Source organism: Rhizobium sp. BR 314, assembly GCF_047445805.1.
Taxonomy (GTDB): Bacteria; Pseudomonadota; Alphaproteobacteria; order Rhizobiales; family Rhizobiaceae; genus Rhizobium; species Rhizobium lusitanum_B.
In genome coordinates, this window is the sequence record NZ_JARWLA010000006.1 from 54,198 (window position 1) to 79,135 (window position 24,938).

At 58.7% G+C, this 24,938-nt stretch carries 18 protein-coding genes; 14 read left to right on the forward strand and 4 right to left on the reverse strand.

All coding sequences use genetic code 11. From position 1 onward, the window contains the following. Positions 1–81 precede the first annotated feature (81 nt). Both QD461_RS10510 and QD461_RS10515 read left to right on the forward strand, forming a co-directional pair. Positions 82–1,806 (forward strand): adenylate/guanylate cyclase domain-containing protein, encoded by a 1,725-nt coding sequence (locus QD461_RS10510; RefSeq protein WP_414087928.1) that lies wholly within the window; start codon positions 82–84, stop codon positions 1,804–1,806. Between the two features lie 82 nt (positions 1,807–1,888). Continuing rightward, positions 1,889–2,767 carry an FkbM family methyltransferase gene (locus tag QD461_RS10515; RefSeq protein WP_414087708.1) on the forward strand — a complete coding sequence of 293 codons (879 nt, stop codon included), beginning with the start codon at positions 1,889–1,891 and terminating at the stop codon, positions 2,765–2,767. Positions 2,768–2,869: 102 nt separating this feature from the next. Here QD461_RS10515 and QD461_RS10520 read toward each other — a convergent pair whose 3' ends face one another. Continuing rightward, positions 2,870–3,349, reverse strand: a complete 480-nt coding sequence (locus QD461_RS10520) for a class I SAM-dependent methyltransferase (protein WP_414087709.1) — start codon at positions 3,347–3,349, stop codon at positions 2,870–2,872. A 258-nt stretch (positions 3,350–3,607) separates the two neighbouring features. Here QD461_RS10520 and QD461_RS10525 point away from each other — a divergent pair, with 258 nt between their 5' ends. From QD461_RS10525 to QD461_RS10580, 12 genes are all read left to right on the forward strand, one after another. Then, positions 3,608–4,783 (forward strand): DUF3095 domain-containing protein, encoded by a 1,176-nt coding sequence (locus QD461_RS10525; protein WP_414087710.1) that lies wholly within the window; start codon positions 3,608–3,610, stop codon positions 4,781–4,783. Between the two features lie 376 nt (positions 4,784–5,159). Beyond that, positions 5,160–6,497: an adenylate/guanylate cyclase domain-containing protein gene (locus QD461_RS10530; protein WP_414087711.1), complete on the forward strand. Its 1,338-nt coding sequence runs from the start codon at positions 5,160–5,162 to the stop codon at positions 6,495–6,497. A 160-nt stretch (positions 6,498–6,657) separates the two neighbouring features. Continuing rightward, the gene (locus QD461_RS10535) at positions 6,658–8,571 is read left to right on the forward strand and encodes an ABC transporter ATP-binding protein (RefSeq protein WP_414087712.1); all 1,914 of its coding nucleotides are present in this window, start codon (positions 6,658–6,660) and stop codon (positions 8,569–8,571) included. Beyond that, positions 8,565–10,481, forward strand: coding sequence for an ABC transporter substrate-binding protein (locus QD461_RS10540; RefSeq protein WP_414087713.1), 1,917 nt, complete (start codon positions 8,565–8,567; stop codon positions 10,479–10,481). Before QD461_RS10535 ends, QD461_RS10540 begins: the two co-directional genes overlap by 7 nt. Then, on the forward strand, positions 10,474–11,472 hold the full coding sequence (locus tag QD461_RS10545) for an ABC transporter permease (RefSeq protein WP_414087714.1): 999 nt from the start codon (positions 10,474–10,476) through the stop codon (positions 11,470–11,472). The genes QD461_RS10540 and QD461_RS10545 overlap by 8 nt, the downstream gene beginning before the upstream one ends. After that, positions 11,469–12,644, forward strand: a complete 1,176-nt coding sequence (locus tag QD461_RS10550) for an ABC transporter permease (protein ID WP_184703363.1) — start codon at positions 11,469–11,471, stop codon at positions 12,642–12,644. Before QD461_RS10545 ends, QD461_RS10550 begins: the two co-directional genes overlap by 4 nt. 102 nt (positions 12,645–12,746) lie before the next feature. Further along, a complete protein-coding gene (locus QD461_RS10555; protein ID WP_414087715.1) occupies positions 12,747–13,961 on the forward strand; it encodes a glycosyltransferase family protein in 1,215 nt (404 codons plus the stop codon). A gap of 120 nt (positions 13,962–14,081) precedes the next feature. Then, positions 14,082–15,341 carry a glycosyltransferase family 4 protein gene (locus tag QD461_RS10560; protein ID WP_414087716.1) on the forward strand — a complete coding sequence of 420 codons (1,260 nt, stop codon included), beginning with the start codon at positions 14,082–14,084 and terminating at the stop codon, positions 15,339–15,341. Further along, positions 15,338–16,483 (forward strand): glycosyltransferase family protein, encoded by a 1,146-nt coding sequence (locus tag QD461_RS10565; protein WP_414087717.1) that lies wholly within the window; start codon positions 15,338–15,340, stop codon positions 16,481–16,483. Before QD461_RS10560 ends, QD461_RS10565 begins: the two co-directional genes overlap by 4 nt. A 237-nt stretch (positions 16,484–16,720) precedes the next feature. Further along, entirely contained in the window at positions 16,721–19,435 is a 2,715-nt protein-coding gene (locus QD461_RS10570) for an ABC transporter transmembrane domain-containing protein (RefSeq protein WP_414087718.1), read from the forward strand. A 52-nt stretch (positions 19,436–19,487) separates the two neighbouring features. After that, positions 19,488–19,964 carry a cyclic nucleotide-binding domain-containing protein gene (locus QD461_RS10575; protein WP_414087719.1) on the forward strand — a complete coding sequence of 159 codons (477 nt, stop codon included), beginning with the start codon at positions 19,488–19,490 and terminating at the stop codon, positions 19,962–19,964. 55 nt (positions 19,965–20,019) lie between these two features. After that, positions 20,020–20,547, forward strand: a complete 528-nt coding sequence (locus tag QD461_RS10580; protein ID WP_414087720.1) for a hypothetical protein — start codon at positions 20,020–20,022, stop codon at positions 20,545–20,547. Positions 20,548–20,555: 8 nt separating this feature from the next. On the opposite strand, the gene QD461_RS10585 is transcribed toward QD461_RS10580, so the two are convergent. The 3 genes from QD461_RS10585 to QD461_RS10595 all read right to left on the reverse strand — a co-directional run bounded on the left by QD461_RS10585 (position 20,556) and on the right by QD461_RS10595 (position 24,936). Next, positions 20,556–21,698 (reverse strand): fumarylacetoacetate hydrolase family protein, encoded by a 1,143-nt coding sequence (locus QD461_RS10585; protein WP_414087721.1) that lies wholly within the window; start codon positions 21,696–21,698, stop codon positions 20,556–20,558. Positions 21,699–21,876: 178 nt separating this feature from the next. Continuing rightward, the gene (locus tag QD461_RS10590; RefSeq protein WP_414087722.1) at positions 21,877–23,247 is read right to left on the reverse strand and encodes an alpha-glucosidase/alpha-galactosidase; all 1,371 of its coding nucleotides are present in this window, start codon (positions 23,245–23,247) and stop codon (positions 21,877–21,879) included. 18 nt (positions 23,248–23,265) lie between these two features. Next, the gene (locus QD461_RS10595) at positions 23,266–24,936 is read right to left on the reverse strand and encodes an ABC transporter ATP-binding protein (protein WP_414087723.1); all 1,671 of its coding nucleotides are present in this window, start codon (positions 24,934–24,936) and stop codon (positions 23,266–23,268) included. Between the last annotated feature and the right edge of the window lie 2 nt (positions 24,937–24,938).

The window sequence follows — 24,938 nt, forward strand, 5'->3', positions numbered from 1 at the left end:
CAGCATGCGGCGTTGCGGCTAGATGAATAGGCGATAACCGTTTTCGCTCCTGTTGTGAACGGACAATATACATTGGGTTTGATGACCATCCAGGCAAGAAAGCCAATCATTTCCGATCGTCTCGTGCGGAAATTCCGCCTTGGCTCCGGCTTGGTCGTCTTTTCCTTTGTGATCATGCATCTGGCCAATCATTCCCTCGGGCTCATATCCCTCAGTGCGGCCGAACGTGCGCAGCAATGGTTCATGGCCGTCTGGCGCCATCCCGTCGGAACGCTGCTTCTGTACAGTGCGCTGATCGTCCATATCCTGCTGGTACTGCGGCTTCTCTACATACGTCGGACTCTGATCATGCCGCCCGGTGAGGCGTTCCAGATCGTCACCGGCCTTCTGGTGCCGCTCCTCCTGATCGATCACATCGTCGCCACGCGCGTCGTGCATGTGGTCTACGGCTATCACGATACCTACAGGGCCATCGTCCACACTTTGTGGCTGACATCGCCTACTAGCGGCGTGCGCCAATCCATCCTGTTGGTCATCGTCTGGCTTCATGGCTGTATCGGCGTACATTTCTGGCTTCGCTTTCGGCCCTGGTACATCGCGATTGCTCCGGTTTTGCTGTCCTTCGCCATTGTCCTTCCGGTTCTTGCCCTGCTTGGCTTTGCTGCAATGGGCAAGATCGTCACGCATGACGCCGCCCAACCGGACGAGCGCGGCTATGCTGGCGGCTACTACAGCGACATAAGAAGCTTCGGCGAGACGGGTTCGGTGCCTGGAAGCCAGATGGCCGACACGCTCTGGCCATATCGCGCCGGCTTCTATGGCGCCTTCAGCCTGTCGATCGTCGGTCTCTTCGCTTTCCGTGCGCATCGCCGGCTGCGCGAGCGGCAGTATCAGGTCGCCATCCGCTATCCCGGCGGCGAGGTCGTGCATGCGCCGCGCGGCTTCAGCGTGCTGGAGGCGAGCCGTCTCGGCGGTATTCCGCATTACTCCATCTGCGGCGGCAAGGGGCAGTGTTCGACCTGTCGCGTGCAGATTATCGACGGCGCCGAAAACCTGCCGCCGCCGGAAGCGCTGGAGCAGAAAACGCTGAACCGCATCGGCGCCACGCCGGATGTCCGGCTTGCCTGCCAGTTGCGGCCCTCCGGAAATGTGAGCGTCGTGCCGCTGCTGACGCCGATGGCTGAAGCCGCAATTCCGGTCTATACCCAGGCCGCAAGCCCAGGTCGCGAGCGTGAAATCGTCGTGTTCTTCTGCGATCTTCGCCATTTTACGGCGTTGACTGAATCACGGCTGCCTTTCGACATTGTTTTCCTGCTCAACCGCTATTTTGCTCTGGTCGGGCGTATCGTTGAGGAAAATGGCGGGCGGATGGACAAGTTCATCGGCGATGGCGCCATGGCTCTCTTCGGTCTTCGCGCCACGCCCAAGGAGGCAAATCGTCAGGCGCTGAAGGCGGCTGCCGCGATCGTTCGGGAAATCGACAAGCTCAGTGCAGAATTGGCGGACGAGCTTAGCTCGCCCCTCGAGATCGCGATCGGTCTCCACACCGGTTTGGCAGTGGTCGGCTCTATGGGGTATGGCAGCGTCAAGAACGTGACGGCGATTGGCGATACCGTCAATGTTGCCAGCCGCCTCGAAAGTGTCGCCAAGGAATATAATACCGCGCTCGTTTTCTCCGAGCCCGTCGCTCGCCTATCCGGGATCGATATTAATGGCGTCGAAAGCCGGGAGATCGCCGTTCGCGGACGCGGCGAGCCGCTAAGGGTTTATATCGTCTCGAAAGAGGCGAGCCGCCGCTTTGCCTGATGCTTCAGCGGTTCACACGGTTGCTGCGCGGGATGACCTTCCCGGTTTGCAAGGTGAATGCGGTGGTGTAGGGATGGCGCCTATGTTCGACGGCAAGATCCTCACGAGAAAATACTGGAAACGCGCCTTCCGCAAGAAGCGGGACGCGATTGCGACGCGGCTGTTCGATACGCGTCTCGGCCGAGACATTCTCGTCAGCGCGCTTGGACCGCGCGTCAAAAGTATGACGGTGGATTGCGGTGATCACGTCATGAGCTTTTCGCCGGCCGATTACATCGGTCGCAAGGTTTTCCGCAAGGGACATTTCGAGCGCGATCATGTCGACCGGTTGCTGAGCGTACTGCGCGAGCACGGCCTGTTGCGCAAGGGGTCGGCCCTACTTGAGCTTGGCGGCAATATCGGCACACAGACCTGCTATTTCGCTCTCAGCGGTGTCTATGGCCGCATCGTCAGCGTCGAACCGGATCCGCGGAATTTTCGGCTGCTCTCGGCGAACATAGCCGATAATGGCTTTCAGGCCATCGTGACTGCGGTCAATTGCGCGGCCGGAGATCGGGAAGGACAGCTCGATTTCTACCTAAACCATAAGAACCATGGCAAAAGCAGCGCATTGCGGCAGAGCGCCAGCGATGAGCAGATTTCAGTGCCGGTCCGGCCGGTTGCCGACATTCTCGCGCAAGCAGGTGTCGATCCGGCTGAGATCACCCTAATCTGGATGGATATCGAGGGCTATGAGCCGGTCGCCTGTCGTTCAATGCTGGCGCTGATGACGCGTCAGGTCCCGCTCTACATGGAGTTTACGCCGGCATTCTACGGTAAGGAGCAGGCTAGGGCTTTCGTGGACAACCTCGCCCGCCACTACACCGAATGCCTCGCCTTCTTCGAAGAGCGCGAGCAAGCTATGAAAGTGGCCGATCTGCCGACGGAGGGCGAGCAGTTCGATGTCCTGTTTCTGCGCTGATATGAGATCGTTCCCGCCTTCTGTTTATTAGCGGAAACGCTGCTTCCCTGGCTCTCGCATATTCCAGACGGAAAAGCATGGCGCACCTTTCCCTGGGATGCTCTACCGGCGCCGATAGATGAAATAGCGTCCTTCCTTGACGCTGTCGGGTAGCGGTAAGAGCTGCAGGTCGGCGTGGTCCAGCGGGAGACCGCAGATCGCAAGACCGCCTGCCCTCAGTGTGCCGGCCATGATCTGCGGCAGCCAGGTGAGCGTCACCGCATCCTTATCTTCATAGCCCGTCCCGATATCCGCATGGACAAGCGAAGCTTCCGCGCCAATAAAATTCCTCGCTGTATCCTTGATCTCCCCGAGAATAAGGTTGTCGGCTGAAGGCATGGAGGGGCCATAGGCATTCGCCGCCCGATCGAACGCGATGATGCGCCGGTCGGGGAAAAGCTCGCGCAGATGATCAAACGTGCGGCCATTGCCGAGCCCGAGTTCGAGAACCGGCCCTTCGATCATTCTGACGTCATTGGCGACGGTGTTGAGAATATCGCGCTGGGCGCTCAGGCGGCGAATGAAACTATCCAGGCGGCTCATCGTATCTGTCTTGTCCTTGGCATTTTAGAGCATGATGCCGAAAAGTGTCGGGAGATTTCGGGCGACATTATGCTCTGCTTCCATGGTTTAGGAGCCGATTCAGATTTTAGGGCTTATTAACCTAAGATCATCCGGCTCCAGTGCCCCTTCGGCGCCCGCAGTAGCACGACTGGCGTTGGCGGTCGACCGCCCGCTGGCTTTTCGCGATGTTTGTTGTAGGGATAGACTGTTGAGGTATTGACAAAAGGGGGAACTGTCATGGTTGACTTATCCAACGACGATTTCTTCCACAAGCTGACGGCCTTCACCCGTTTCGAAGGGGTGACAGACAGTACCAACTATCAGCCTCTCCCGGATGATTGGCTGATCGCAGTAGCCGATATCGTTAGCTCGACAAAGGCAATAGCTGCGGGCCGCTACAAATCCGTCAATATGGCCGGTGCCAGTGTGATCTCGGCCATTCTCAACGCATTGGACAAGGGCGACTATCCTTTCGTTTTCGGCGGCGACGGCGCCTTGGTGGCCATCCCGCCGTCAGGTGAAGCACGGGTGCGGCAGGCGCTTGCCGCCGTGCGGACTTGGGTTATCGAAGAATTGCAGCTGGAGCTGCGAACCGCTCTCGTTCCGATGTCGGCAATTCGCAGCGAAGGGTTGGACGTCATGGTCGCGCGCTTCAGCCCGAGCGAACATGTCTCCTACGCCATGTTTTTTGGCGGCGGCACAAGCTGGGCCGAGAGGCAGATGAAGGCAGGGCATTTCATCGTCGAGGCCGCCGCCCCGCAAGCCCGTCCCGATTTGACGGGTCTGTCCTGCCGCTGGAACCCGATCAAGGCGCATAATGGCGAGATCGTCTCCATCATCGCTGTTCCGGGCGACATTGGAAACAGCGCGAAGTTCCAGCTGCTCGTTGCCGACATCATCGCAATCGCAAAGGAGGAGAGCCGTGATGGCCATCCGGTCCCTGTCGAGGGGCCGACGCCGTCGCTGATCTTCGAGGGGGCGGAGATGGAGGCTCGCGCACAGGCGCAGACAGCCGATCGCTGGTGGCGCAAGCTTGCCATCGGCGCTCAGATCGTCCTCATCTACATTCTCGACAGGTTAGGGTTCCGAATGGCGGCCTTCGATGCCAGGATTTATCGCAGCGACCTTGCCGCGAACTCTGATTTTCGCAAGTTCGATGACGGCTTGAAGATGACCATCGATGTCGACGCGGAACGATTGTCGCGCATCGAAGCACGTCTGCGGCAGGCTGAGGCGGAAGGCGTCTGTCGCTATGGCTTGCATCGGCAGGACAGTGCATTGATGACCTGTTTCGTACCAACGCCCCTGATGCGCGATCATATGCATTTCATCGACGGAGCGAGCGGCGGATACGCCATGGCTGCCATGGCAATGCGGGGCAAAAAGCCACCTGAACTTGCCGCCGGCGCGTGACTATACCTGCCCGAGCGTGACAGATATATTTTGTCGGCTATTTTGCCGCCAAAGCAAATTTATCGCTGCGACTGGCGTTTCACCCATTGTTTCAGCGGTATGTGCGCCTTATCTCAATGAGAACAAAACGAGAGTCGATGATTTTGCGGCTGTCATTTTGCAGCGTTTTGTTGCTTCCTGTTTTGGGAGCGCGTGCAGTTGGTTTCTTATGGCGTCAGGGTTAATCCAGTGTCTGGAGCATGCGCCGACGCCTTGAATGATTATTTATTTGATTGAGCCGGGAGATCGGCATCGCAGCAGAGGGCAGTCCGGTGATCTGGCAGGCGCTGTGTTGCCGGAGCGTGCATCGATAAATCAAAGATAGGCTGTGGGGATAATGACTGCTCATTCGACTGTTTCCAATATTCTTCTCGACAAGGTTGCGGAGTGGCTGACGCACGCGGCATTGACTGGCGAAAACTTGGAGACCATCGTGCGCGGGTTCTGCGAGCGTATGGCTGCCACCGGCATGCCCCTCTATCGCGTGCATCTGACCTTTTCGATGCTGCACCCGCTCTATGACGCGCTCGGCTTTACGTGGCGCAGGACTGGTGGATTGACGATAGAGGGCTACCGGCATGCGAATGAACGGCCGGAACGATTCATGCAGAGCCCTTATTATTACCTTTTGTCCAACAATCTTCTGCATTTGCGCCGCCGCATCGATCTGGATGGCGCCGTGGAATTTCCCATCTTCGACGATCTGCGCAAGGAGAAGATCACCGATTATCTTGCCTTCGTGCAGACCTTCGGTGCAGGGTCCATGCAGGGGATGATGGGATCCTGGTCCACCGATGGCATCGGCGGCTTCAGCGAGGACATGATCGGTGCGCTCATGCGCATCCAGAATCATCTGGCCATGGCTGCCAAGATGGCGGTTCTCGGCAAGCTCACCAACAACATGTTGACGACCTATCTCGGCGGCGATGCCGGCAAGCGCGTGCTGAATGGGCAGATCCGTCGCGGCGACGGCGAGACGATCCGCGCGGCGCTCGTTATGGGCGACATGCGGCAGTCCACAGTCTATGCTGAGAAGGAGGGGCGGCAAGCCTATATCGATACGCTCAACGAGTTCTTCGATGCGATCGCCGCGCCGTTCAATCGCAATGGCGGTGAGATCATGAGCTTCCTCGGCGACGGATTTCTGGCCGTTTACCCCTGTGGTCGGCATAAGGACCCGTCGAAGGTTGCTTGCGAAGCGGCGCTTTCCGCCGTCTTCGAAGCTCAGCGCCGCGTTGCCGCGTTGAACGAGGATCGCCGGTCACGTAGCTTGAGCGAGGTGCGATACGGCATCGGCCTTCATGTCGGCAACGTCATGTTCGGCAACGTGGGATTGAAGGACCGGCTGACTTTCTCTGCCTTCGGCGCTGCCGTCAACGAGGTGGAGCGGCTTCAATCGCTGACGAAAAAATATGCGACGGAAGTCGTCGCCAGCCAGGCATTCTCAGGCTACACCGATTGCGAGTGGGGAACGCTCGGGGAGGAAAAGCTGCGGGGCGTGCGCCAGCGCTTTACTGTCGTCTCTCCGAAGGCTGCCACGGCCTCCAGTCGCGTAGCGGAGATCTTTAGCGATGCCGAGACGGATGGCCTCTCCGAAGCAGAGCAGGTCATTCTGCTACACAGGGATGCCAAGAAATTCGAGAGCCGTTTTCAAGTCGAAAAGCATGCCCCGTGACTACCGCCTACGCGGAGTATAACATAAGCCCATATATCACTGGAAAGACGACAGTTTTTTAACGGGGCCCTCACTACTTTGACCAGCTAGACACCCGTTCTGGCCTACGTTAGTGTGCCGTATAAGGCCACAAAGGTCATGTGAGCGGGAAGTAATATGTATGGCGTCAGGGACTGATCTGCTGCGTATCGAGAACCTCGACGTTTCGTTCTCGCTCTATGGGGAAAAGCTGAGCGTCGTCAAGAATGCCAACTTGAGAGTGCTTCCCGGCAAAGTCACTGCACTTGTCGGTGAATCCGGGTCCGGAAAGTCGATTATCAGTCAGTCGATCATGGGCATTCTTCCTGCTGCCGCAGGGGCAACGGGGCGCATTCTGTTTACCGATCCGCTTGATGGCCAGACGACGGACCTTCTCCAACTGCCACGTGACGGTGTTGCCATGCGCCGGTTGCGCGGCGCTCGAATGGCCAAGATCTTCCAGGAGCCGATGACTTCGCTATCGCCGCTGCATACGGTCGGCAATCAGATCAGCGAGGCGCTGCGCATTCATAACCCTGGCACCAGCAGGGCGGAGCAACGCGAGAAGACGGAGGAGATGCTGAGCCTCGTCGGCTTTCAGGATCCCGTCCACACATTCGATATGTATCCGTTCGAGCTTTCAGGCGGGATGCGTCAGCGCGCGATGATCGCCATGGCGCTCATATGCAATCCGGCGCTCTTGATTGCCGACGAGCCGACGACGGCACTCGATGTCACCATTCAGGCACAGATTCTCGGATTGCTGCGCAATCTGCAGCAAAGCTTCAACATGGCGATGCTGCTGATCACTCATGATCTGGGCGTCGTTGCCAACATGGCCGATGAGGTCGTCGTCATCTATCACGGCGAGATCATGGAAGCGGGTCCGGTCGACACGATCTTTCGCAAGCCCCAGCACCGCTATCTGAAGGCGCTCATGGCGGCTGTACCGCATTTCGACATGAAGCCTGGAGAGCGCTTGAAGTCGCTGCGCGACGTTCCAATCAACCTCGGCACCTTCTCCGGCAAGAAAAAGCTGATCGGCAACGGCGCGGCAACAGCCGCCGGTACGACGCCCGAGGTCTTGCTTAGCGTTCGCAACTTGACCAAGACCTATACTTCGAAAGCCGGCGGGCTGTTCGGCAAGCGGAGTGGCACGAAATTCCGCGCGGTGGATGATGTCAGTTTCGAGATCCGCCGCGGCGAATGTCTTGGTCTCGTCGGCGAAAGCGGCTGCGGCAAGACGACGGTGAGCAAGATCCTCATGCGGGCGATCAGGGCCGACAGCGGCTCCGTGAGCTTCGACGATGGCAGCGGCAAGATCGACCTGCTCGCCGCGAGGGACAAGGAATTGATGGATCTGCGCACAAAGATACAGATGGTTTTCCAGGACCCTGTTTCGTCGCTCTCGCCGCGCATGACGGTCCGCAATATCCTAAGCGAGCCCCTGGAAATCCATAGGCATGGCGATAGCGAGGAACGCAAGGAGAAGGTCAAGGCGCTGATGCAGGCGATTGGGCTCGACATGCGCTATCTGAGCCGCTATCCCCACAGCTTCTCGGGCGGCCAGCGCCAGCGCATCGGCATTGCGCGTGCTTTGGCGCTGGGGCCGAAGCTTTTGATCCTCGATGAGCCCGTCTCGGCGCTCGACGTGTCGGTCCAGGCGCAGATCCTCAATTTGCTCAAGGATCTGCAGAAGGAGCTCGGCCTAACCTATCTGTTCATCTCGCACAATCTCGCCGTGGTCGACTATATGGCCGACCGAATTGCCGTCATGGCGCGGGGTCGGATCGTTGAAATCGCGCCGCGTGAGATCATCTTGCGCGAGCCCGTCCACCCCTACACCCGCTCGCTGCTTGCCGCCGTTCCGTTCCCCGATCTTGACCGGCCGTTGAATTTCTCGGCGCTGAATAGCGAGGGGCCTGCAGCCAGGCAGAAATGGGGGCCACAGTTTTCTGAAAGCGGGGATGCAGAGCTCGCCTATGCCGATCTGGGCGGCGGTCATTTCGTTCGCGCACGCCGGGGTGTCGATGCTCAGGAGTTGCGCAAATGGTAACTCGCAGAACCTTTCTTGGCCTGCTGGCCTCGACGGTGCTTCCTTCGCCTCTTGCCGCAGCCGATGTCGACAATGAGCCCCAATATCTCGCCGATTGGCTGAGAGCCGGCCAATTGCCGCATCTCGCCAAGCGCCTGCCGAAATTCCCACGCGTCGTCAACGTTGCCGCCATGGGGCGTGTGCCGGGCCACTATGGCGGTTCGGTGCGCACGATCATCGGCAGCCAGAACGACCTTCGTTTCATGACGATCTACGGTTATGCCCGTCTCGTCGGTTACGACCGAAACCTGACGCTGCAGCCGGATATTCTAGAGTCGTTTTCCTCCGTCGACGACATGGTTTTCACCTTCAAGTTGCGCGAAGGGCATAAATGGTCGGACGGGCAGCCCTTCACTGCCAATGACTTCCGCTACTGGTGGGAAGACGTCATCCTCAACAAAGAGTTGACGCCTGGCGGCGGGGCCTTGGAACTGCGACCGCACGGCAGCCTGCCGCGTTTTGAGGTGCTCGACGAATTGACGGTGCGCTATTCCTGGGATGATCCCAATCCGGGCTTTCTGTCGATTCTTGCCGCCCCGCAGCCGCTGGTTATTGCCGGCCCGGCGCACTACCTTAAGCAGTTCCACAAGAAATACCAGGACAGCATTCGCCTCGCCTCGCTGATGAAGGAAAATCGGGCAAAGAAGTGGCAAGACCTTCATATCAAGATGGGCCGCTCGTACCGGCCTGAAAATCCCAATCTACCGGTCCTCGATCCCTGGAAAAACACGACGGCACCGCCGGCCGAGCAATTCATATTCGAACGTAACCCCTATTTTCATCGCGTTGACGAGAATGGGCGACAGCTCCCCTATATCGACCGTATGATCCTGAGTATCAGCTCGTCGTCGATCATCGCCGCCAAGACCGGTGCGGGAGAGAGCGATCTGCAGGCAACCGGCATCGACTTCAGCGACTATACTTTCCTGAAGGAGGCAGAGAAGCGCTATCCGGTCAAAGTCAATCTGTGGAAATCGGTGCGTGGCTCGCGCGTTGCGCTGTTTCCAAATCTGAACAGTGCCGATCCTGTCTGGAGGGATGTCCTGCGCGATGTCAGGGTGCGCAGGGCCATGTCGCTGGCGATCGACCGCCGCGAGATTAACATGGCCGTCTTCTACGGCCTTGGCACGGAGAGCGCCAATACCGTCCTGCCGGACAGCCCGCTCTTTAAGCCTGAATATGCGTCGGCCTGGATCGCGCACGATCCGGATCGGGCCAATGCTCTTCTCGATGACGCCGGTCTCGCCAGGCGCGACGATGACGGCATCCGTCTGTTGCCGGATGGGCGGCGGATGGAGATCACTGTGGAAACACCGGGTGAAAGCACGCTCGATTCGGACGTCCTAGAACTGGTGACCGATCACTGGCGCAAGGTAGGCATTGCGCTTTTCACCCGCGTCTCGCAACGCGATGTTTTTCAAAGCCGCGCCATGGGCGGCCGCATTCAGATGTCGTTGTGGTTCGGCCTCGACAACGGCGCGCCGACGGCGGACATGACCCCGGCGGAGCTGGCACCGACGACCAACGACCAGATGCAATGGCCGCTCTGGGGCATGTACTACCTCTCGCGTGAGACGAAAGGGGTTGCGCCCGACGTTCCGGAGGCGGCCAAACTCGTCAAGCTGCTTCATGAGTGGGAGGAGGCCGCATCCTCCTTCGAGCGTGCCGAGATCTGGCATAACATGCTGGCGATCTATTCGGACCAGGTCTTCTCCATCGGGCTTGTCAATGGCACGCTGCAGCCGATCGTTCACTCGTCGCGCATGCAGAACGTGCCCGATAAGGCGCTCTACGGCTTCACTCCGACCTGCTATCTCGGGGTTTACATGCCAGACACCTTCTGGATGAAGGAGGATCGTCCCAATGCTTAGATATATCTTCTGGCGCATTGCGGTGATGGTCCCGACGTTGATTGTCATCTCCATGCTGGTCTTTACCATCATCCAGCTCCCGCCGGGCGATTTCTTCGAAAGCCAGATCGCCGAGCTGCGCGCTCAGGGCGAGACCGCTGACCTTCAGAAGATTGAGGAGCTTCGCCACGAATATGGGCTCGACCGGCCGCTTCCGATTCAATATCTCCGTTGGGTCGCCGGCATGCTGCACGGCGATTTCGGCTACTCCTTCGAATATCAGTTGCCGGTGTCGGATGTGGTCGGCGATCGCCTGTGGCTGACTATCTTGGTGTCGGTGACGACGATCATCGTGACGTGGCTGATCGCCTTCCCGATCGGCATCTATTCGGCCACGCATCAATATAGCTGGGGCGACTACGGCCTTACCTTTCTCGGCTTGCTTGGCATCGCCATCCCGAACTTCATGCTGGCGCTGATCCTGATGTATTTCGCCAATGTCTGGTTCGGCGTGTCGGTTGGCCACCTGATGGATCAAAAATATCTGTCGCAACCGATGAGCTGGGAAAAAGCGCGCTCGATCCTGGCGCATCTCTGGATCCCGGTCATCATCGTCGGCACCGCCGGGACGGCCGGGATGATCCGCCGCCTTCGCGCCAACCTGCTCGATGAAATGCCGAAGCAATATGTCGTCACAGCGCACGCCAAGGGCCTGCATCCGCTAAGGGCGCTGGTCAAATACCCGTTGCGTATGGCGTTGAACTTCTTCGTCGCCGATATCGGTTCCATCCTGCCATCGATCATTTCCGGCGCCGAAATCACCGCCATTGTGCTATCGCTTGAGACGACCGGCCCGATGCTGATCCGGGCCTTGCAGAGCCAGGACATGTATCTTGCCGGCTCGTTCCTGATGTTCCTGGCCTTCCTCAATGTCATCGGCGTGTTGATTTCCGATATCGCTCTCGGCTTTCTCGATCCCCGCATCCGCTTGCAAGGCAGGAGTACAAAGTGACCGCACCTCTGCCAAGCCCTGGCGCCCCACTGGAGCATTATGTCTCGAGCGCGGATTTCGATCCGGATCAGTTCGAAGCCATGTCCGCTGGCCAGCAACGCTACTACATGGCCTCGCAAAAGAAGCTGATGTGGTGGAAATTCAAGAAGCACAAGCTCGCGCTCGCATCCGGCATCTTTCTGGCGCTAATGTATGGGATGATCCTGATCGTGGAGTTCGTGGCGCCTTATGGGCTGCACAGCCGTAACGTCGACTATATTCATTCGCCACCGCAGGCGGTTCATTTTTTCGATAAGGGCAACTTCGTCGGGCCGTTCGTCTATGGTCGCAAGATGACACTCGATATCGACACGCTGCGCAGGAACTACACCGACAACACATCGGACGTGCAGCCCATCCGCTTCTTCTGTCGCGGTGATGCCTATCGCTTCTGGGGTCTGGTAGAATCAAACGTCCATCTGGTTTGCCCGGCCATCGGCGGTCAGATGTATCTGCTGGGAACCGACCGGCTCGGCCGTGACGTGCTGTCGCGGATCATCTACGGCGCACGCATATCCCTGACGATCGGGTTGATCGGCATTGCCATCAGCTTCGTGCTCGGGATCGTCATCGGCGGTCTTGCGGGATATCACGGCGGCCTGTTCGACCTGCTTGTTCAGCGCGTGATCGAGATCCTTCAATCGGTACCAAGCCTGCCGTTATGGATGGCGCTAGCCGCGATCATGCCTGTGAGCTGGAGCCCGATCATAGTCTATTTCGGCATTACCATCATTCTCGGTATTCTGGACTGGACGGGTCTTGCGCGTGCAGTTCGCTCCAAGCTTCTATCCCTGCGCGAGGAAGACTATGTGCTTGCCGCGCAGCTGATGGGCGCACCCACAAGGCGCATCATCGGCCGCCATCTTGTGCCGGGGTTCATGTCCTATCTGATCGCTGCGGCGACGACCGCGGTTCCTCGCATGATTCTCGGCGAGACGGCGCTGAGCTTCCTCGGATTGGGTCTGCGCCCGCCGATCACGAGCTGGGGTATTCTGTTGACCGAGGCAAAGGACGTGAGTGTGATCGCCTTCTATCCATGGCTTCTTTTTCCGATGATCCCGGTGATTTTGGTCATTCTGGCGTTCAACTTTTTAGGAGACGGCTTGCGCGATGCCGCCGATCCCTACAAATAGCAGGGTGAATGGCGAAGACAGGATTGCAATTCGAGGAGCGGACGTGGATGTCGTTTGCCGACAGACCGCGTACATGACTTTCATCCCCCAGAGGTTTTGCCCATGAAGCGGCGCTTAGAAGATGCTCGAATCCTAATGTACAGCCACGACACGTTCGGTCTCGGCCATTTGCGGCGATGCCGGACGATCGCACATGCTCTCGTTGAGGATTATCGTGGCCTGAATGTGTTGATTATCTCCGGCGCGACGATCGCCGGCGCTTTTGATTATCGCGCGCGCGTCGATTTCGTAAAAGTGCCGAGCGTCATCAAGCTGCGCGACGGCGAATATACGTCGATGGCGAGCCATGTCGCGCTGCAGGAAACGCTGAAGATGCGGCAGTCGATCATCCGGCACACCGCCGAAACCTTTCAGCCCGACGTCTTCATCGTTGACAAAGAGCCCCTTGGGCTCAAGGGCGAGGTCGAGGAGACGCTGACCTATCTCAAGGCGCGCGGCACGACGCTCGTTCTCGGCATGCGCGATGTCATGGACGCACCGCACCTCTTGGAAGCGGAGTGGAAGAAGAACAACGTCCTGCAGAAGATCGATCAGTTCTACGATCGCGTCTGGGTCTATGGGCCGCCGGATTTCCATGATCCGCTCGTCGGCCTCGACGTGCCGGCTGGCGTGCGGCGGAAGATGGAATTCGTCGGCTTCCTGCAGCGCAGCGTTTCCAAGCTCGGCACGAAGTCCGAACATGTACCCGACGAGGACTACATCCTGGTGACGACGGGTGGTGGTGGCGATGGCGCCGATCTGGTCAGCGATGTCATCGGCGCTTTCGAGCACGACAGCTCGCTGACGCAAAAGACATTGATCGTCCTTGGCCCCTATATGCCGGCCAAGGAGCGCAGTCAGCTGCTGGAACGGGCGGGCAAGATCGACTGTCTGCAGGTGATCGAATTCGACAACAAGATGGAAGAGCTCATCGCCGGCGCTAGGGCTGTCGTTGCCATGGGCGGCTACAACACCTATTGCGAGATCCTGTCCTTCGATAAGCCGGCGCTGATCATTCCACGCACGCGGCCGCGCGAGGAGCAACTGATCCGGGCGCAGCGGGCAAGCGAGCTGGGTCTCGTCGATATGCTGTTGCCGGAGGAATCGGCCGATCCGAAGCAGCTTGCCGCCGCCCTGAAGCGCTTGCCGAACCGCGCGCCTCCTTCTGCAAGCAGCAGCAACATGCGCCTTGAGGGGCTCGTGCATATTTCGCACACGGTCGGCGAGTGGTTCGATGATCGCGAGCGCTATCCGCCGCTGTCGATTGTTGCCGAGTAGTGCAATTCGAGCATAGGCGCGAAGCGATTTTCGCGTTCGGATTTGCGTGAAGACAGCGAGACAGAGTATTGCCGCGGCTCCGTTGAAAACGGAAATGCCTGGGATCTTCGAGACCTTTTGATGCGAAAGAAAATACTGGTAGTCCTCAAGGGCTATCCCCGCCTGTCGGAAACCTTTATCGCGCAAGAGCTGCTCGGCCTGGAAAGGGCCGGATTTGATCTGACGCTGATTTCGATGCGAAAGCCGACGGACAAGAAGCGCCATCCGGTTCACGACGAGATCAAGGCGCGCGTGGTCTATCTGCCTGAGTATCTGCACAACGAACCGCTGAGAGTTCTGCGCGCTTTCTTTGCCAGCATCGGCAAGCCCGGCTTCTGGCCGCTCTTGAAGCAATTCTGGGCCGACTTGAAGCGGGACGTTACTCCGAACCGCGTTCGACGTTTCGGCCAGGCCCTAGTGCTGGCGCATGAATGGCCCGACGGCGGTGAATGGCTACATGCGCACTTCATCCATACGCCGGCCTCCGTGACCGCCTATGCCAGCACCATGACCGGCATTCCCTGGACGTGCTCGGCGCATGCCAAGGATATCTGGACCTCGCCGGACTGGGAGCTTTCGGAAAAGCTCGGCCGCGCCCGTTGGGCGGTCACCTGCACGCGCAGCGGTTTCGAGCATATGCGCGATCTGACCGACATGCGTGACAACGTGTATCTGAGCTATCATGGCCTCGATCTCGATCGCTTCGGCCCCTTCGCAGGCGAGCATTCCAATCGTGACGGTATGGATGTGGCCGACCCCGTTTTCATCCTCAGCGTCGGGCGCGCTGTGGAGAAGAAGGGATATGACGTATTGTTGAGGGCGCTGGCTCTGCTGCCAGGTGATCTCCATTGGCGTTTCACCCATATTGGCGGTGGCGATGGGCTGGCAAAGTTGAAGGCGCTTGCCGAAACACTCGGCATTGGCGACCGCATCGCCTGGAAGGGTGCCTTGGCGCAGGAAGAGGTGCTGGCGCATTACCGTCAGGCGGATATTTTTGCACTCGCCTGCCGCGTTGCCGCAGATGGCGATAGGGACGGCCTGCCGAACGTGCTCGTCGAGGCTTCCAGCCAGCGTCTCGTGTGCATCTCCACCAATATTTCGGGCGTTCCAGAGCTGCTCGAAGACGGAGAGAACGGTCTCGTCGTTCCCCCGGAGGACCCCCAGGCGCTTGCGGCAGGGCTGGAATCAGCGATCCGCAATCCGATGCTGCGCCACAGGCTTGGAGATGCGGCGGAAAGGCGGGTGCGCGAGCATTTCGATCATCACGCCAGCATTCGGCAATTGACGCGGCTGTTCGAAGATCAGTGGCAGAAGGAAGACCAATGGCGGAAATCCGCATGACGTCAGCAGACATCCGTCCCTTGCGCATATTCTTCTATGTTCAGCATCTGCTCGGAATTGGCCATCTTGCAAGAGCCAGCCGCATTGCTAGCGCCATGACCGCGGATGGCTGCCAGGTAACTGTCGTTACCGGCGGCATCCCGGTGAATGGCTTTCCAGGTAGCGATGTGACCTCGGTTACGCTGCCGGCGGTGGTCGCCAGCAGTTCCGGTTTTTCCGGGCTCGCCGATCAATCCGGCAACCCAGTCGATGAAGCGTTCCTAACACAGCGCCGCGAGCGTCTGCTTGAGGCGTTTCGGCACGCAGCGCCGGACGTTGTCGTCATAGAAGCATTTCCCTTCGGGCGCCGGCAGATGCGTTTTGAGCTGCTGCCCTTGCTGGACGCGGTTGCCAAGGCTGATCCGAAGCCTCGGCTTTATTCGTCGGTGCGCGATATCCTGCAGCAGCAGAAGAAGCCGGGACGCGACGAGGAGACGGTAGGGCTGCTGCGCGATCATTTCGATGGCGTTCTCGTCCACGGGGATCCCCACTTCATCCGGCTGGAAGAAACATTTCCTCTGACCGGTTCTATCGCCGATAAGATCGCCTACACCGGGCTTGTGGCACCTGCGCTGCCTCCCGAGCCTGTCGAGACCTTCGATATTGTCGTTTCCGCCGGCGGCGGTGCCGTCGGCCGCGATCTTATCCGCGCCTCGCTTGAGGCGGCGAGCCGAGTGGCGACCTCGCGTCGCTGGCTGCTCGTCACCGGCCCGAACCTGCCCGAACAGGATTTTGCGGATTTGACCAAGGATGCACCCGGTAATGTTGAAATCGTGCGCTTCCGCAAGGATTTCCCTTCATTGCTGAGAGGGGCGGAGCTGTCGATTTCCCAAGCCGGTTACAACACGGTTGGCGATCTCCTTGTCACAGGTTGCCGCGCCATTCTGGTGCCGTTCACCGCCGGCGGGGAGACCGAGCAGTCCGTGAGGGCTGAGCGGCTTGAGAAGCTTGGTCTTGCGCAGGCGCTACCCGAGGCCGGACTGACCACGGATCTGCTGGTCAAGGCGGTTGAGACGGCCTTGTCGCGGCCCAAGCCTGGCAGCGCTGATATCGACCTCGGTGGCGCGGCCAGGACCTCGGCTATCATTCGCCAGATCGCGTGAGCGCCGAGATGGCGCAATGATCGATATATCCTGCCGTTTTATGTTCCTGGATTCCTGCAATCTTGTGATATAAATCGAAAAATCGATGAATCGGGGGAGCGTGGACGAAAGACCGGGCAGCGTCCCTTTTCACAATGGGGCCACGCATCCGCAACAAGCTCATCCTGCATTTCTGTAACATCGGTGCCGGCATCTCGCCGGCGCTGGGCGATTGAATCTGAAAGCCTGCAATAAGCGATGGAAAAAAGCCTAGCGCGTTACATTTGGTCGAATACCCGGCTGGAGCAGATTTGGATACTGCTTGTTGTCGCCGCTTCGATGATTCCGTACTTCCTGTCGTTCGACCTGCCGAAGCAGATCGTCAATGGACCCATTCAGGGTAAGGGCTTCGAGCATCCAGGCGACACGCAGACCTTCATGCATATTGCCTTCGACGTACCGTTGATCGGTCATATCGAAGTGTTCCATGGATTCCAGCTCACCCGCATGTGGATGCTGGTGGCGCTGAGCCTTGTGTTTCTGGCGCTTGTCGTGCTCAACGGCCTCTTCAAGCTCTATATCAACACCTACAAGGGCCGGCTTGGCGAACGCATGCTGCGCCGCATCCGTTTCGAGCTGATTGATCGGGTGCTGCGGTTTCCGCCGGCGCATTTCAAGCGGGTGAAGCCTGCCGAGATTGCAACGATGATCAAAGACGAGGTGGAGCCGATGGGCGGTTTCACCGGCGATGCCTTCGTGCAGCCAGCGCTCCTGGGTGGCCAAGCGGTGACGGCCCTCATCTTCATCATCATGCAGAATTTCTGGCTGGGCATGATTGCCGCAGCCATCGTCGCAGTGCAGGCGGTCGTCATTCCGCGCATGCGCAAGCGCCTTTTGGAGCTCGGTCGTCAGCGACAGCTGACGGCGCGCGAGCTTTCCGGGCGCGTCGGCGAGATTGTTGACGGGATCGGCACGATCCATGCGAACGACACGACGAACCTGGAGCGCGCGGATATCGCGCATCGCCTGGGACTGATCTTTTCGATCCGCTACGATCTTTACCAATGGAAGTTCATGGTGAAATTCATCAACAACTTCCTCGCGCAGGTCACACCGTTCCTGTTCTATCTGGTCGGCGGCTTCCTGGCCCTGCAGGGTCGGCTGGATATTGGTCAGCTCGTTGCCGTCATCAATGCCTACAAGGATCTACCCGGTCCTCTCAAGGAACTGATCGACTGGGATCAGTCACGCCAGGATGTACAGGTGAAATATAATCAGGTTGTCGAGCAATTCAGCGTCGACAATCTGATCGACCCGAAGATCCAGGTCGTCTCGCCGGCCCCGGCCGGCCGCATTACCCATTCGCTTCTTGCGACCAATGTGACTGTCGTCGACGACAGCGGCGCGCGCGTACTCGATCACGTATCCGTCGAAATCCAGCCCGGAGAAAAGGTTGCGATCGTCGGCGACAGCGGTGCCGGTGGCGAATATCTGGCTGAAGCCTTCGGCCGACTAGTCTGGCCGGACAGCGGCCGTGTTTCGATTGATGGACGTGACATATTGGAGCTGCCGGAGTCGCTGACCGGGCGGCGGATCGCCTATGCCTCATCCGAGACCTTCTTCTTCCACGGTACGTTGCGCAGCAATCTGCTCTATGGTCTCAAGCACGCGCCACTTATTCCCCCCGCCTATAGTGAGGAGGAGGCGACCAAAGCCAAGTGGCAGATGAACGAGGCGCGGCGAGCTGCCAATCCGGAACTCGATCTCAATGGCGACTGGGTCGACTACGCCGCTGCGGGAGCGAGCGGCCCGGAAGATATCTATTCAGTGATCCGCCCTGTTCTCGATGCCGTGGCGATGTCTCAGGATATTTTCGACATGGCGTTGCGCTCGAATGTCGACACCGCATCACACCAGGATCTGACGTCACGCATTGTGGAACTGCGACAGGCATTGCGGGAGCGGCTGCAGGAAGAAAAGCTCGAAGATCTCGTCGTTCCCTTCCAGTTCGACGCCTATAATCTGCAGGCGACCGTCGGCGAAAATCTGCTGTTCGGCACCTTGAAGCGGCCGCAGATGACCAACCGCAAGCTGGCAGCACATCCATATTTCCGGCAACTGTTCGCAGAAACCGGGCTGATCTCCGATCTCTATGACATGGGCCTGGAGATTGCGGAAAACGCCGTCGAGCTCTTCACGGACTTGCCGCCGGATCATCCGTTCTTTCAGCAACTGACCTTCATGACGGCGGAGGACATACCGACCTATGAGGCGCTGCTACAGAAGCTGAATGGCAAGGGCTACGAGGCGGCGACCGACGACGAGAGATCGGCGATTATCCGGTTGAGCTTTTCCTACATCGAGCCCCGCCACCGTTTCGGTCTCCTGACGCAGATGCTCATGGAGAAGATCGTGCAGGCGCGCGCGAAATTCTATGAGAACATTCCCGCCGATCTTGCCAGCGTCATCGAGCGTTACGATCCCGAGCGCTTCACGGCATCGGCGACCCTGATGGACAATGTTCTGTTCGGGCGTATCGCGCATCAGCAGGCCAATGCCCCCGAGCGCATCCATCAGATCATGTTCGATGTCTTCGGGCGTCTCGGCATGCATGATGGCGTCCTGTCGATCGGCCTGGATTTCGACGTCGGTTCAGGCGGCAAGCGCCTGACGAACGTGCAGCGGCAGAAGCTCAATCTGGGCCGCGCGCTGTTGAAGCGGGCGGATTACATCATCTGCAATCGCCCCCTGCCAGCGCTTGATCATCGTGTTCAGGATCAGATTGCGAGAGCTATACTGGGGGATCTCGATAGCGCGGGCTACGCGCCGGCCATAATCTGGGTCCTGTCCAACCCGAGTTTTGCCGAGCTGTTCGACCGCGTATTGGTATTCGATCACGGCAACCTTGTCGAAAGCGGTTCAACGACCGATCTTTTAGAGAAAAACGGTATGTTCAAAGAACTGTTATCGTAATATCCTATCTCGACAGTGGCGTCTGGGGCCGAACACTGGGGGTTTGAAGCTCATGCTTCTGAAAGATGAAGTTGAAATGCTGAAGCGGGTGCCGATTTTTTCGCGCATCGCACCGGCGAAGTTGAAACTTTTGGCGTTTACGTCGGATCGCGTCAGCTACAATGCTGGACAGACCCTGTTTCATCAGGGCGATCAAGGCGATGCCGCCTATGTTGTTCTTTCAGGAACCGCTGATATTCTCGTCGACAGCCCTTCCGGCGAGATCAAGGTTGCCGAGGTCGATCTCAACTCCATCGTTGGTGAAATCGCCATTCTTTGCGACGTCTCCCGTACCGCGACCGTAAAGGCGACCTCAAGGCTTGAAGCCCTGAAGATCAGCAAGGAACACTTCCTGAAATTGCTCAGCGACTTTCCGGAAATGGCCGTCGAGATCATGCGCGTTCTCGCCGATCGTCTGAACCATACCACCTCAGAACTCACGGCCGTTCGCAGCCGTCTGAGCCAACCGCAGCCGATGTCCACGCATTGATATCGAGAGGTTGTTAGGCGCTTGTGCCTTCGAGCGGCAGGCGCCTCATTGCGAGATGGTGCACTCAATTCCGAAATATGCGCGGCCTGAATTTGAGCGGCGATTCCTACTTGGCGACATTCCCGATCTTTCCGACAGGAGATTTCGACTGATCGAAGATCTCTATTTCGATGGCACGAGACTACGCCTGCGCAAGATCACGAGCCGGGATCGGGACACACAGTACAAGCTGTGCAAAAAGTACCCGAGCGAGGGCGACGAGCCGCTCGCAATCGTCAATATTTACCTGACGGCACGGGAACATGATTTGTTCTCAGCGCTGCCCGCTAAAGGCTTGCGGAAGAAACGATACGACGTCATTCCCTCCGCATTCTGCATCGATGTCTTCGAAGATCATCTTGCCGGCTTGGCTTTAGGTGAACTCGAATTGCAGTCGGCCATTGCGCTCGAAACCTTCATACTCCCGCCCTGGGTCGGGCGCGACGTCTCGCGCGACCCGTTCTTCGCCGGCGGCAATCTTGCATCCATCGATGCCGGGCAATTGGCGGCGAAATTGCTATCGCTTCAGTCTCTCGCCTGCTAGCTCGCACTTCAAATCAATCCGCGCCGCGCGAGATTGCGCATCAGGTGCGAAGTGCCGAAAGTCCATGGTAGGCATTCGGTCGACAACAACACGCGGTTTCGCAACGCGCCGAGCCTGTCGTTGGAGATGGTGACGATGTCACCGACCTTATGGGTAAAACCCTGCCCAGGGGTGTCGCGATCTTCCACCGGCGCGAAAAGCGTTCCCATAAACAGCACGAGACCATCGGGATATTGGTGATGGCGGCCGATGGTCTGGGAGACGAGATCGAGCGGATCGCGGCTGATTTCCTTCATCGACGAGCGGCCATGCAGCACATAGCCGTCCTCGCCTTCGACCTTCAGGTCGAGATCGGCATTGCGGACATCGTCTAGACCGTAAGTCTCATCGAACAGACGGATGAAGGGACCGATCGAGCAGGAGGCGTTGTTGTCCTTGGCCTTGCCGAGCAGCAGGGCAGAGCGTCCCTCGACATCGCGCAGGTTGACGTCATTGCCAAGCGTTGCGCCTCTGACTCGCCCCCGGCTATCGACTGCCAGGACGATTTCCGGCTCCGGATTGTTCCATTTCGAGATCGGGTGCAAGCCGACATCCGCGCCTGGTCCCATTGAGGACATCACCTGTGATTTGGAGAAGACCTCCGCATCGGGCCCGATACCGACTTCGAGATATTGCGACCAGACACCTTCTTCGATCAGCGCGGCTTTGACCTTGGTGGCCTCAGGCGAGCCGGCCTTGAGGTTGCGCAGGCTGTCGCCGATCAGGGCGGTCACCTTGCCGCGGATCGCTTCTGCAAGATCCGGATTACCGGCCGCACGCTCCTCGATGACGCGTTCAAGCATCGAGCGGGCGAAGGTCACGCCGCAAGCCTTGATCGCCTGAAGATCGATCGGCGCGAGAAGATGGATTGCCGAGCGATCGGGCTTGGCTGCGAGAAGAGTCTTGAGGCTACCGACCGCTTCGCCTTTCTGAGCGCGGACAAACGCAACCGGATCGTCCATCTCGAGAAGATCGCGCATGGTCGGCGCTTGTTTCGAGGTGATGTCATGGAGTGTGCCGTCGCGGACGGTGACGAGGGCAGGGCCTTCAGCGTCCGGACGCCAAATGCGACCGACGAATGTTCCTGTGGTGAATGTATCCGAGCTGGCCATGTCGTTCGTCTCCTCCAAACCGCGAGTGTTTTTAACGCAGTCGATCATGCCTTGTCATCGTCTTTCGATGTGTCATTCATTGCGTTTCGTATTTCCTTTTCCCTCGTGTGACCAAAAGCGTAAGGCCCCGCGGCAACACCGCGAGGCCTTTTGGGCCGCAAGCCGGGAGAGAGTGGCTTCAGGCGGCCTGAACCTTGCGATTGCCGCGTGCCCATTCCGGCAGCCATTCGCCATGGGCTGCCAGCAGCTCATCGACCAGCGACCAGATCTCGTCGAGATCGAGCTCGGCTGCCGTATGCGGGTCCATCATTGCGGCGTGGTAGATGTGCTCGCGATTTTCCGTCAACAGGGCCTTTACCGTCAGCTCCTGCACGTTGATGTTGGTGCGGATGAGGGCTGTCAGCTGCGGTGGCAGGTCGCCGATATAGGTTGGTTGAATGCCTGATGCATCGACAAGGCACGGCACTTCGGCAGCGCAATTGCTAGGCAGTGATGTAATGCAGCCATTGTTGCGGACGTTGCCATAGATGACGGAGGGTTCGCCGGTCCAGACGGAATTGATGATCGAAGACGCATATTCCTTCGATTGCTTGACCTCGATCTTCTCTGCCGTGCGATACTCTTCCGCCTGGTTCTTCCAGCGAGCTACCTGCTCGATGCAGCGCTTCGGATATTCATCGAGCGGAATGCCGAACTTCTCGATCAGATCCTCGCGGCCTTCCTTGATGAAGTAGGGCGTATATTCGGCGAAATGCTCGGAGCTCTCGGTGACGAAATAGCCGAGGCGGGTCAACATCTCGTAACGCACCTTGTTCGGGCAGCGTGGGTTCCAGCCCGGCTTCGGCGCGCGTCCTTCTCGGTAGGCACGGACGAGATCAGGATAGAGGTTGCGGTAGGAACCATCCGGCTGACGATGCTCGAAGGCGAGGTAGAAGGCCATGTGGTTGATACCGGCCGAACGATAGCGGATCTCGTCATAGGGAATGTCGAGATCATGCGCCAGTTCCATGGCCGTTCCCTGCACGGAATGGCAAAGACCGACCTGCTTGATCGTGGGGTATTTCTCGCCAATCGCCCAGGTGTTAATGGCCATCGGGTTCACATATTGCAGCATGATCGCATTCGGGCAGACGGCGAGCATGTCCTCGCATATCTTCCACAGATGCGGAACCGTGCGCAGGCCGCGCATGATGCCACCGACGCCGAGCGTGTCGGCAATCGTCTGGCGAAGACCATACTTCTTCGGAACCTCGAAGTCCGTTACGGTGCAGGGTTCGTATCCGCCGATCTGGAAGGCGACGACGACGAAGTGGGCGCCATCGAGCGCCTTACGCTGATCGGTGAAAGTCTCGACCGTCGCTGGAGCGCCGAGTGTCGAAGCGAGCTTGCGCGCGACGATGGCGCTCTCTTCCAGCCGCTGCGGATTGATATCCATCAGTGCGATTCGTGCATTGGCAAGTGCCGGGCGCTGTAGGACGTCGCCGATAATGTTCTTCATGAAGACGGTCGAGCCGGCACCGATGAAGGTGATCTTGGGAGTGCGTGTCATTTCAAAATCTCCTGGATGCTATGAAGCTACCTCGAACGCCGCTCTGACGAGGCGTTCGGTGTAGGCGGTCTTGGGATGGGATAGAACTTCGTCGACCGGCCCTTCTTCCATGATCCTGCCGTGCTGCATGACGATCACGCGATGGCAGAGGGCGCGGACGACCTTGAGGTCGTGCGAGATAAAGAGATAGCTCAGGCCGCGCTCGTCCTGCAGCTTGCGCAGAAGATCGATGATCTGAGCCTGAACGGAGAGATCGAGCGCCGAGGTCGGCTCGTCGAGCAGAATGAATTCCGGCTCGAGCGCGATGGCGCGGGCAATCGCGATGCGCTGACGCTGGCCGCCTGAAAATTCGTGCGGGAAGCGTGAGAGGATATTGGCGGGCATGCCGGCACTGACGAGTGCGTCCTGCACGCGTTCCAGCCGCTCGGCTTTGTTGGCGCCGATATTGTTGACCACCAACCCCTCGGAAATGATCTGGCCGATGGTCATGCGCGGATTGAGCGACGAGAACGGATCCTGAAAGACGATTTGCATACGGGACCGCAAAGGCCGCATCTCGGCGCGAGATCTGCCGTGTATCGCTTGCCCGTCGAAGAAGATCTCGCCGCTATCGGCATCAATCAAGCGCAGAAGCGCCTGGCCGAAGGTGGTCTTGCCGGATCCGGATTCACCGACCAGCCCGAGCGTTTCATGACGGCGCAATTCCAGATTCAGGCCATTGACAGCGACAAGCTCGCGCATATCCGGCTTAAAGAAGCTTCCATGCCGCAGCATGAAAGCAACCTTGACGGATTTTCCTTCGAGCACGGTATCGCAATTCGGCGGCAGTGGTTTTGCCCGGCCGCGCGGCTCCGACGACAGGAGATGCTTCGTGTAGGGGTGCTGCGGATGAGCAAACAAGGCTTCCGTCGTATTGTGCTCGCGCATTTCTCCATGCTGCATCACGTAGACGTAGTCAGAGAACTGGCGCACGACGGTCAGGTCGTGGGTGATGAGGATCACCGCCATGCCAAGCTGCTTTTGCAGGTCGCGGATGAGGTTCAGGATCTGTGCCTGCACGGTCACGTCGAGCGCCGTCGTCGGCTCGTCGGCGATCAGCACGTCCGGATCGTTGGCAAGCGCCATGGCGATCATCACGCGCTGGCGCTGACCGCCGGAGAGCTGATGCGGATATTGCTTCAGCCGCGCTTCCGGGTCGGGGATCTGCACCTGCTTCAGCAAGTCGAGAGCCCGTTTCTCAGCGTCCCGGCGGCTGACCTTGCGATGAACCCGAATCGCCTCGACGATCTGGCTGCCGATGGTATAGATCGGGTTAAGCGAACTCATCGGCTCCTGGAAAATCATCGAGATGCGGTCGCCGCGCAGCTGTCGGCGCGCCCGCTCCGAGAATTTCAGGACATTCTTGCCATCATAATGAACAGTGGATTTGTCCGAAACCACCGCGCGCTTGGTCAAAAGCCCCATCACCGTACGGGCCGTCACCGACTTTCCCGAGCCGGACTCGCCAACGATGGCGATGGTTTCGCCGCGATAGAGCTGGAAGGAGATGTCCTTGACGGCATCGACCATGCCGTCCTCGACCTTGAATTTGACGGCGATATTGCGGGCATCGATAACAGGCGCGATGGCCCTTTCGCCGGCATCGAAGCGAAGGTCTGGAGCGAAGGGATTGACGAGTGCGAGAGCCATAT

Bases quoted from the DNA above. Each gene is read 5' to 3' on its own strand.
- QD461_RS10535 (WP_414087712.1), top strand. From the start codon at position 6,658: ATGGCGTCAGGGACTGATCTGCTGCGTATCGAGAACCTCGACGTTTCG.
- QD461_RS10525 (WP_414087710.1), top strand. From the start codon at position 3,608: ATGGTTGACTTATCCAACGACGATTTCTTCCACAAGCTGACGGCCTTC.
- QD461_RS10570 (WP_414087718.1), top strand. From the start codon at position 16,721: ATGGAAAAAAGCCTAGCGCGTTACATTTGGTCGAATACCCGGCTGGAG.
- QD461_RS10585 (WP_414087721.1), bottom strand. From the start codon at position 21,698: ATGGCCAGCTCGGATACATTCACCACAGGAACATTCGTCGGTCGCATT.
- QD461_RS10595 (WP_414087723.1), bottom strand. From the start codon at position 24,936: ATGGCTCTCGCACTCGTCAATCCCTTCGCTCCAGACCTTCGCTTCGAT.
- QD461_RS10565 (WP_414087717.1), top strand. From the start codon at position 15,338: ATGACGTCAGCAGACATCCGTCCCTTGCGCATATTCTTCTATGTTCAG.
- QD461_RS10545 (WP_414087714.1), top strand. From the start codon at position 10,474: ATGCTTAGATATATCTTCTGGCGCATTGCGGTGATGGTCCCGACGTTG.
- QD461_RS10555 (WP_414087715.1), top strand. From the start codon at position 12,747: ATGAAGCGGCGCTTAGAAGATGCTCGAATCCTAATGTACAGCCACGAC.
- QD461_RS10515 (WP_414087708.1), top strand. From the start codon at position 1,889: ATGTTCGACGGCAAGATCCTCACGAGAAAATACTGGAAACGCGCCTTC.
- QD461_RS10530 (WP_414087711.1), top strand. From the start codon at position 5,160: ATGACTGCTCATTCGACTGTTTCCAATATTCTTCTCGACAAGGTTGCG.
- QD461_RS10520 (WP_414087709.1), bottom strand. From the start codon at position 3,349: ATGAGCCGCCTGGATAGTTTCATTCGCCGCCTGAGCGCCCAGCGCGAT.
- QD461_RS10540 (WP_414087713.1), top strand. From the start codon at position 8,565: ATGGTAACTCGCAGAACCTTTCTTGGCCTGCTGGCCTCGACGGTGCTT.
- QD461_RS10575 (WP_414087719.1), top strand. From the start codon at position 19,488: ATGCTTCTGAAAGATGAAGTTGAAATGCTGAAGCGGGTGCCGATTTTT.
- QD461_RS10580 (WP_414087720.1), top strand. From the start codon at position 20,020: ATGGTGCACTCAATTCCGAAATATGCGCGGCCTGAATTTGAGCGGCGA.
- QD461_RS10510 (WP_414087928.1), top strand. From the start codon at position 82: ATGACCATCCAGGCAAGAAAGCCAATCATTTCCGATCGTCTCGTGCGG.
- QD461_RS10560 (WP_414087716.1), top strand. From the start codon at position 14,082: ATGCGAAAGAAAATACTGGTAGTCCTCAAGGGCTATCCCCGCCTGTCG.
- QD461_RS10590 (WP_414087722.1), bottom strand. From the start codon at position 23,247: ATGACACGCACTCCCAAGATCACCTTCATCGGTGCCGGCTCGACCGTC.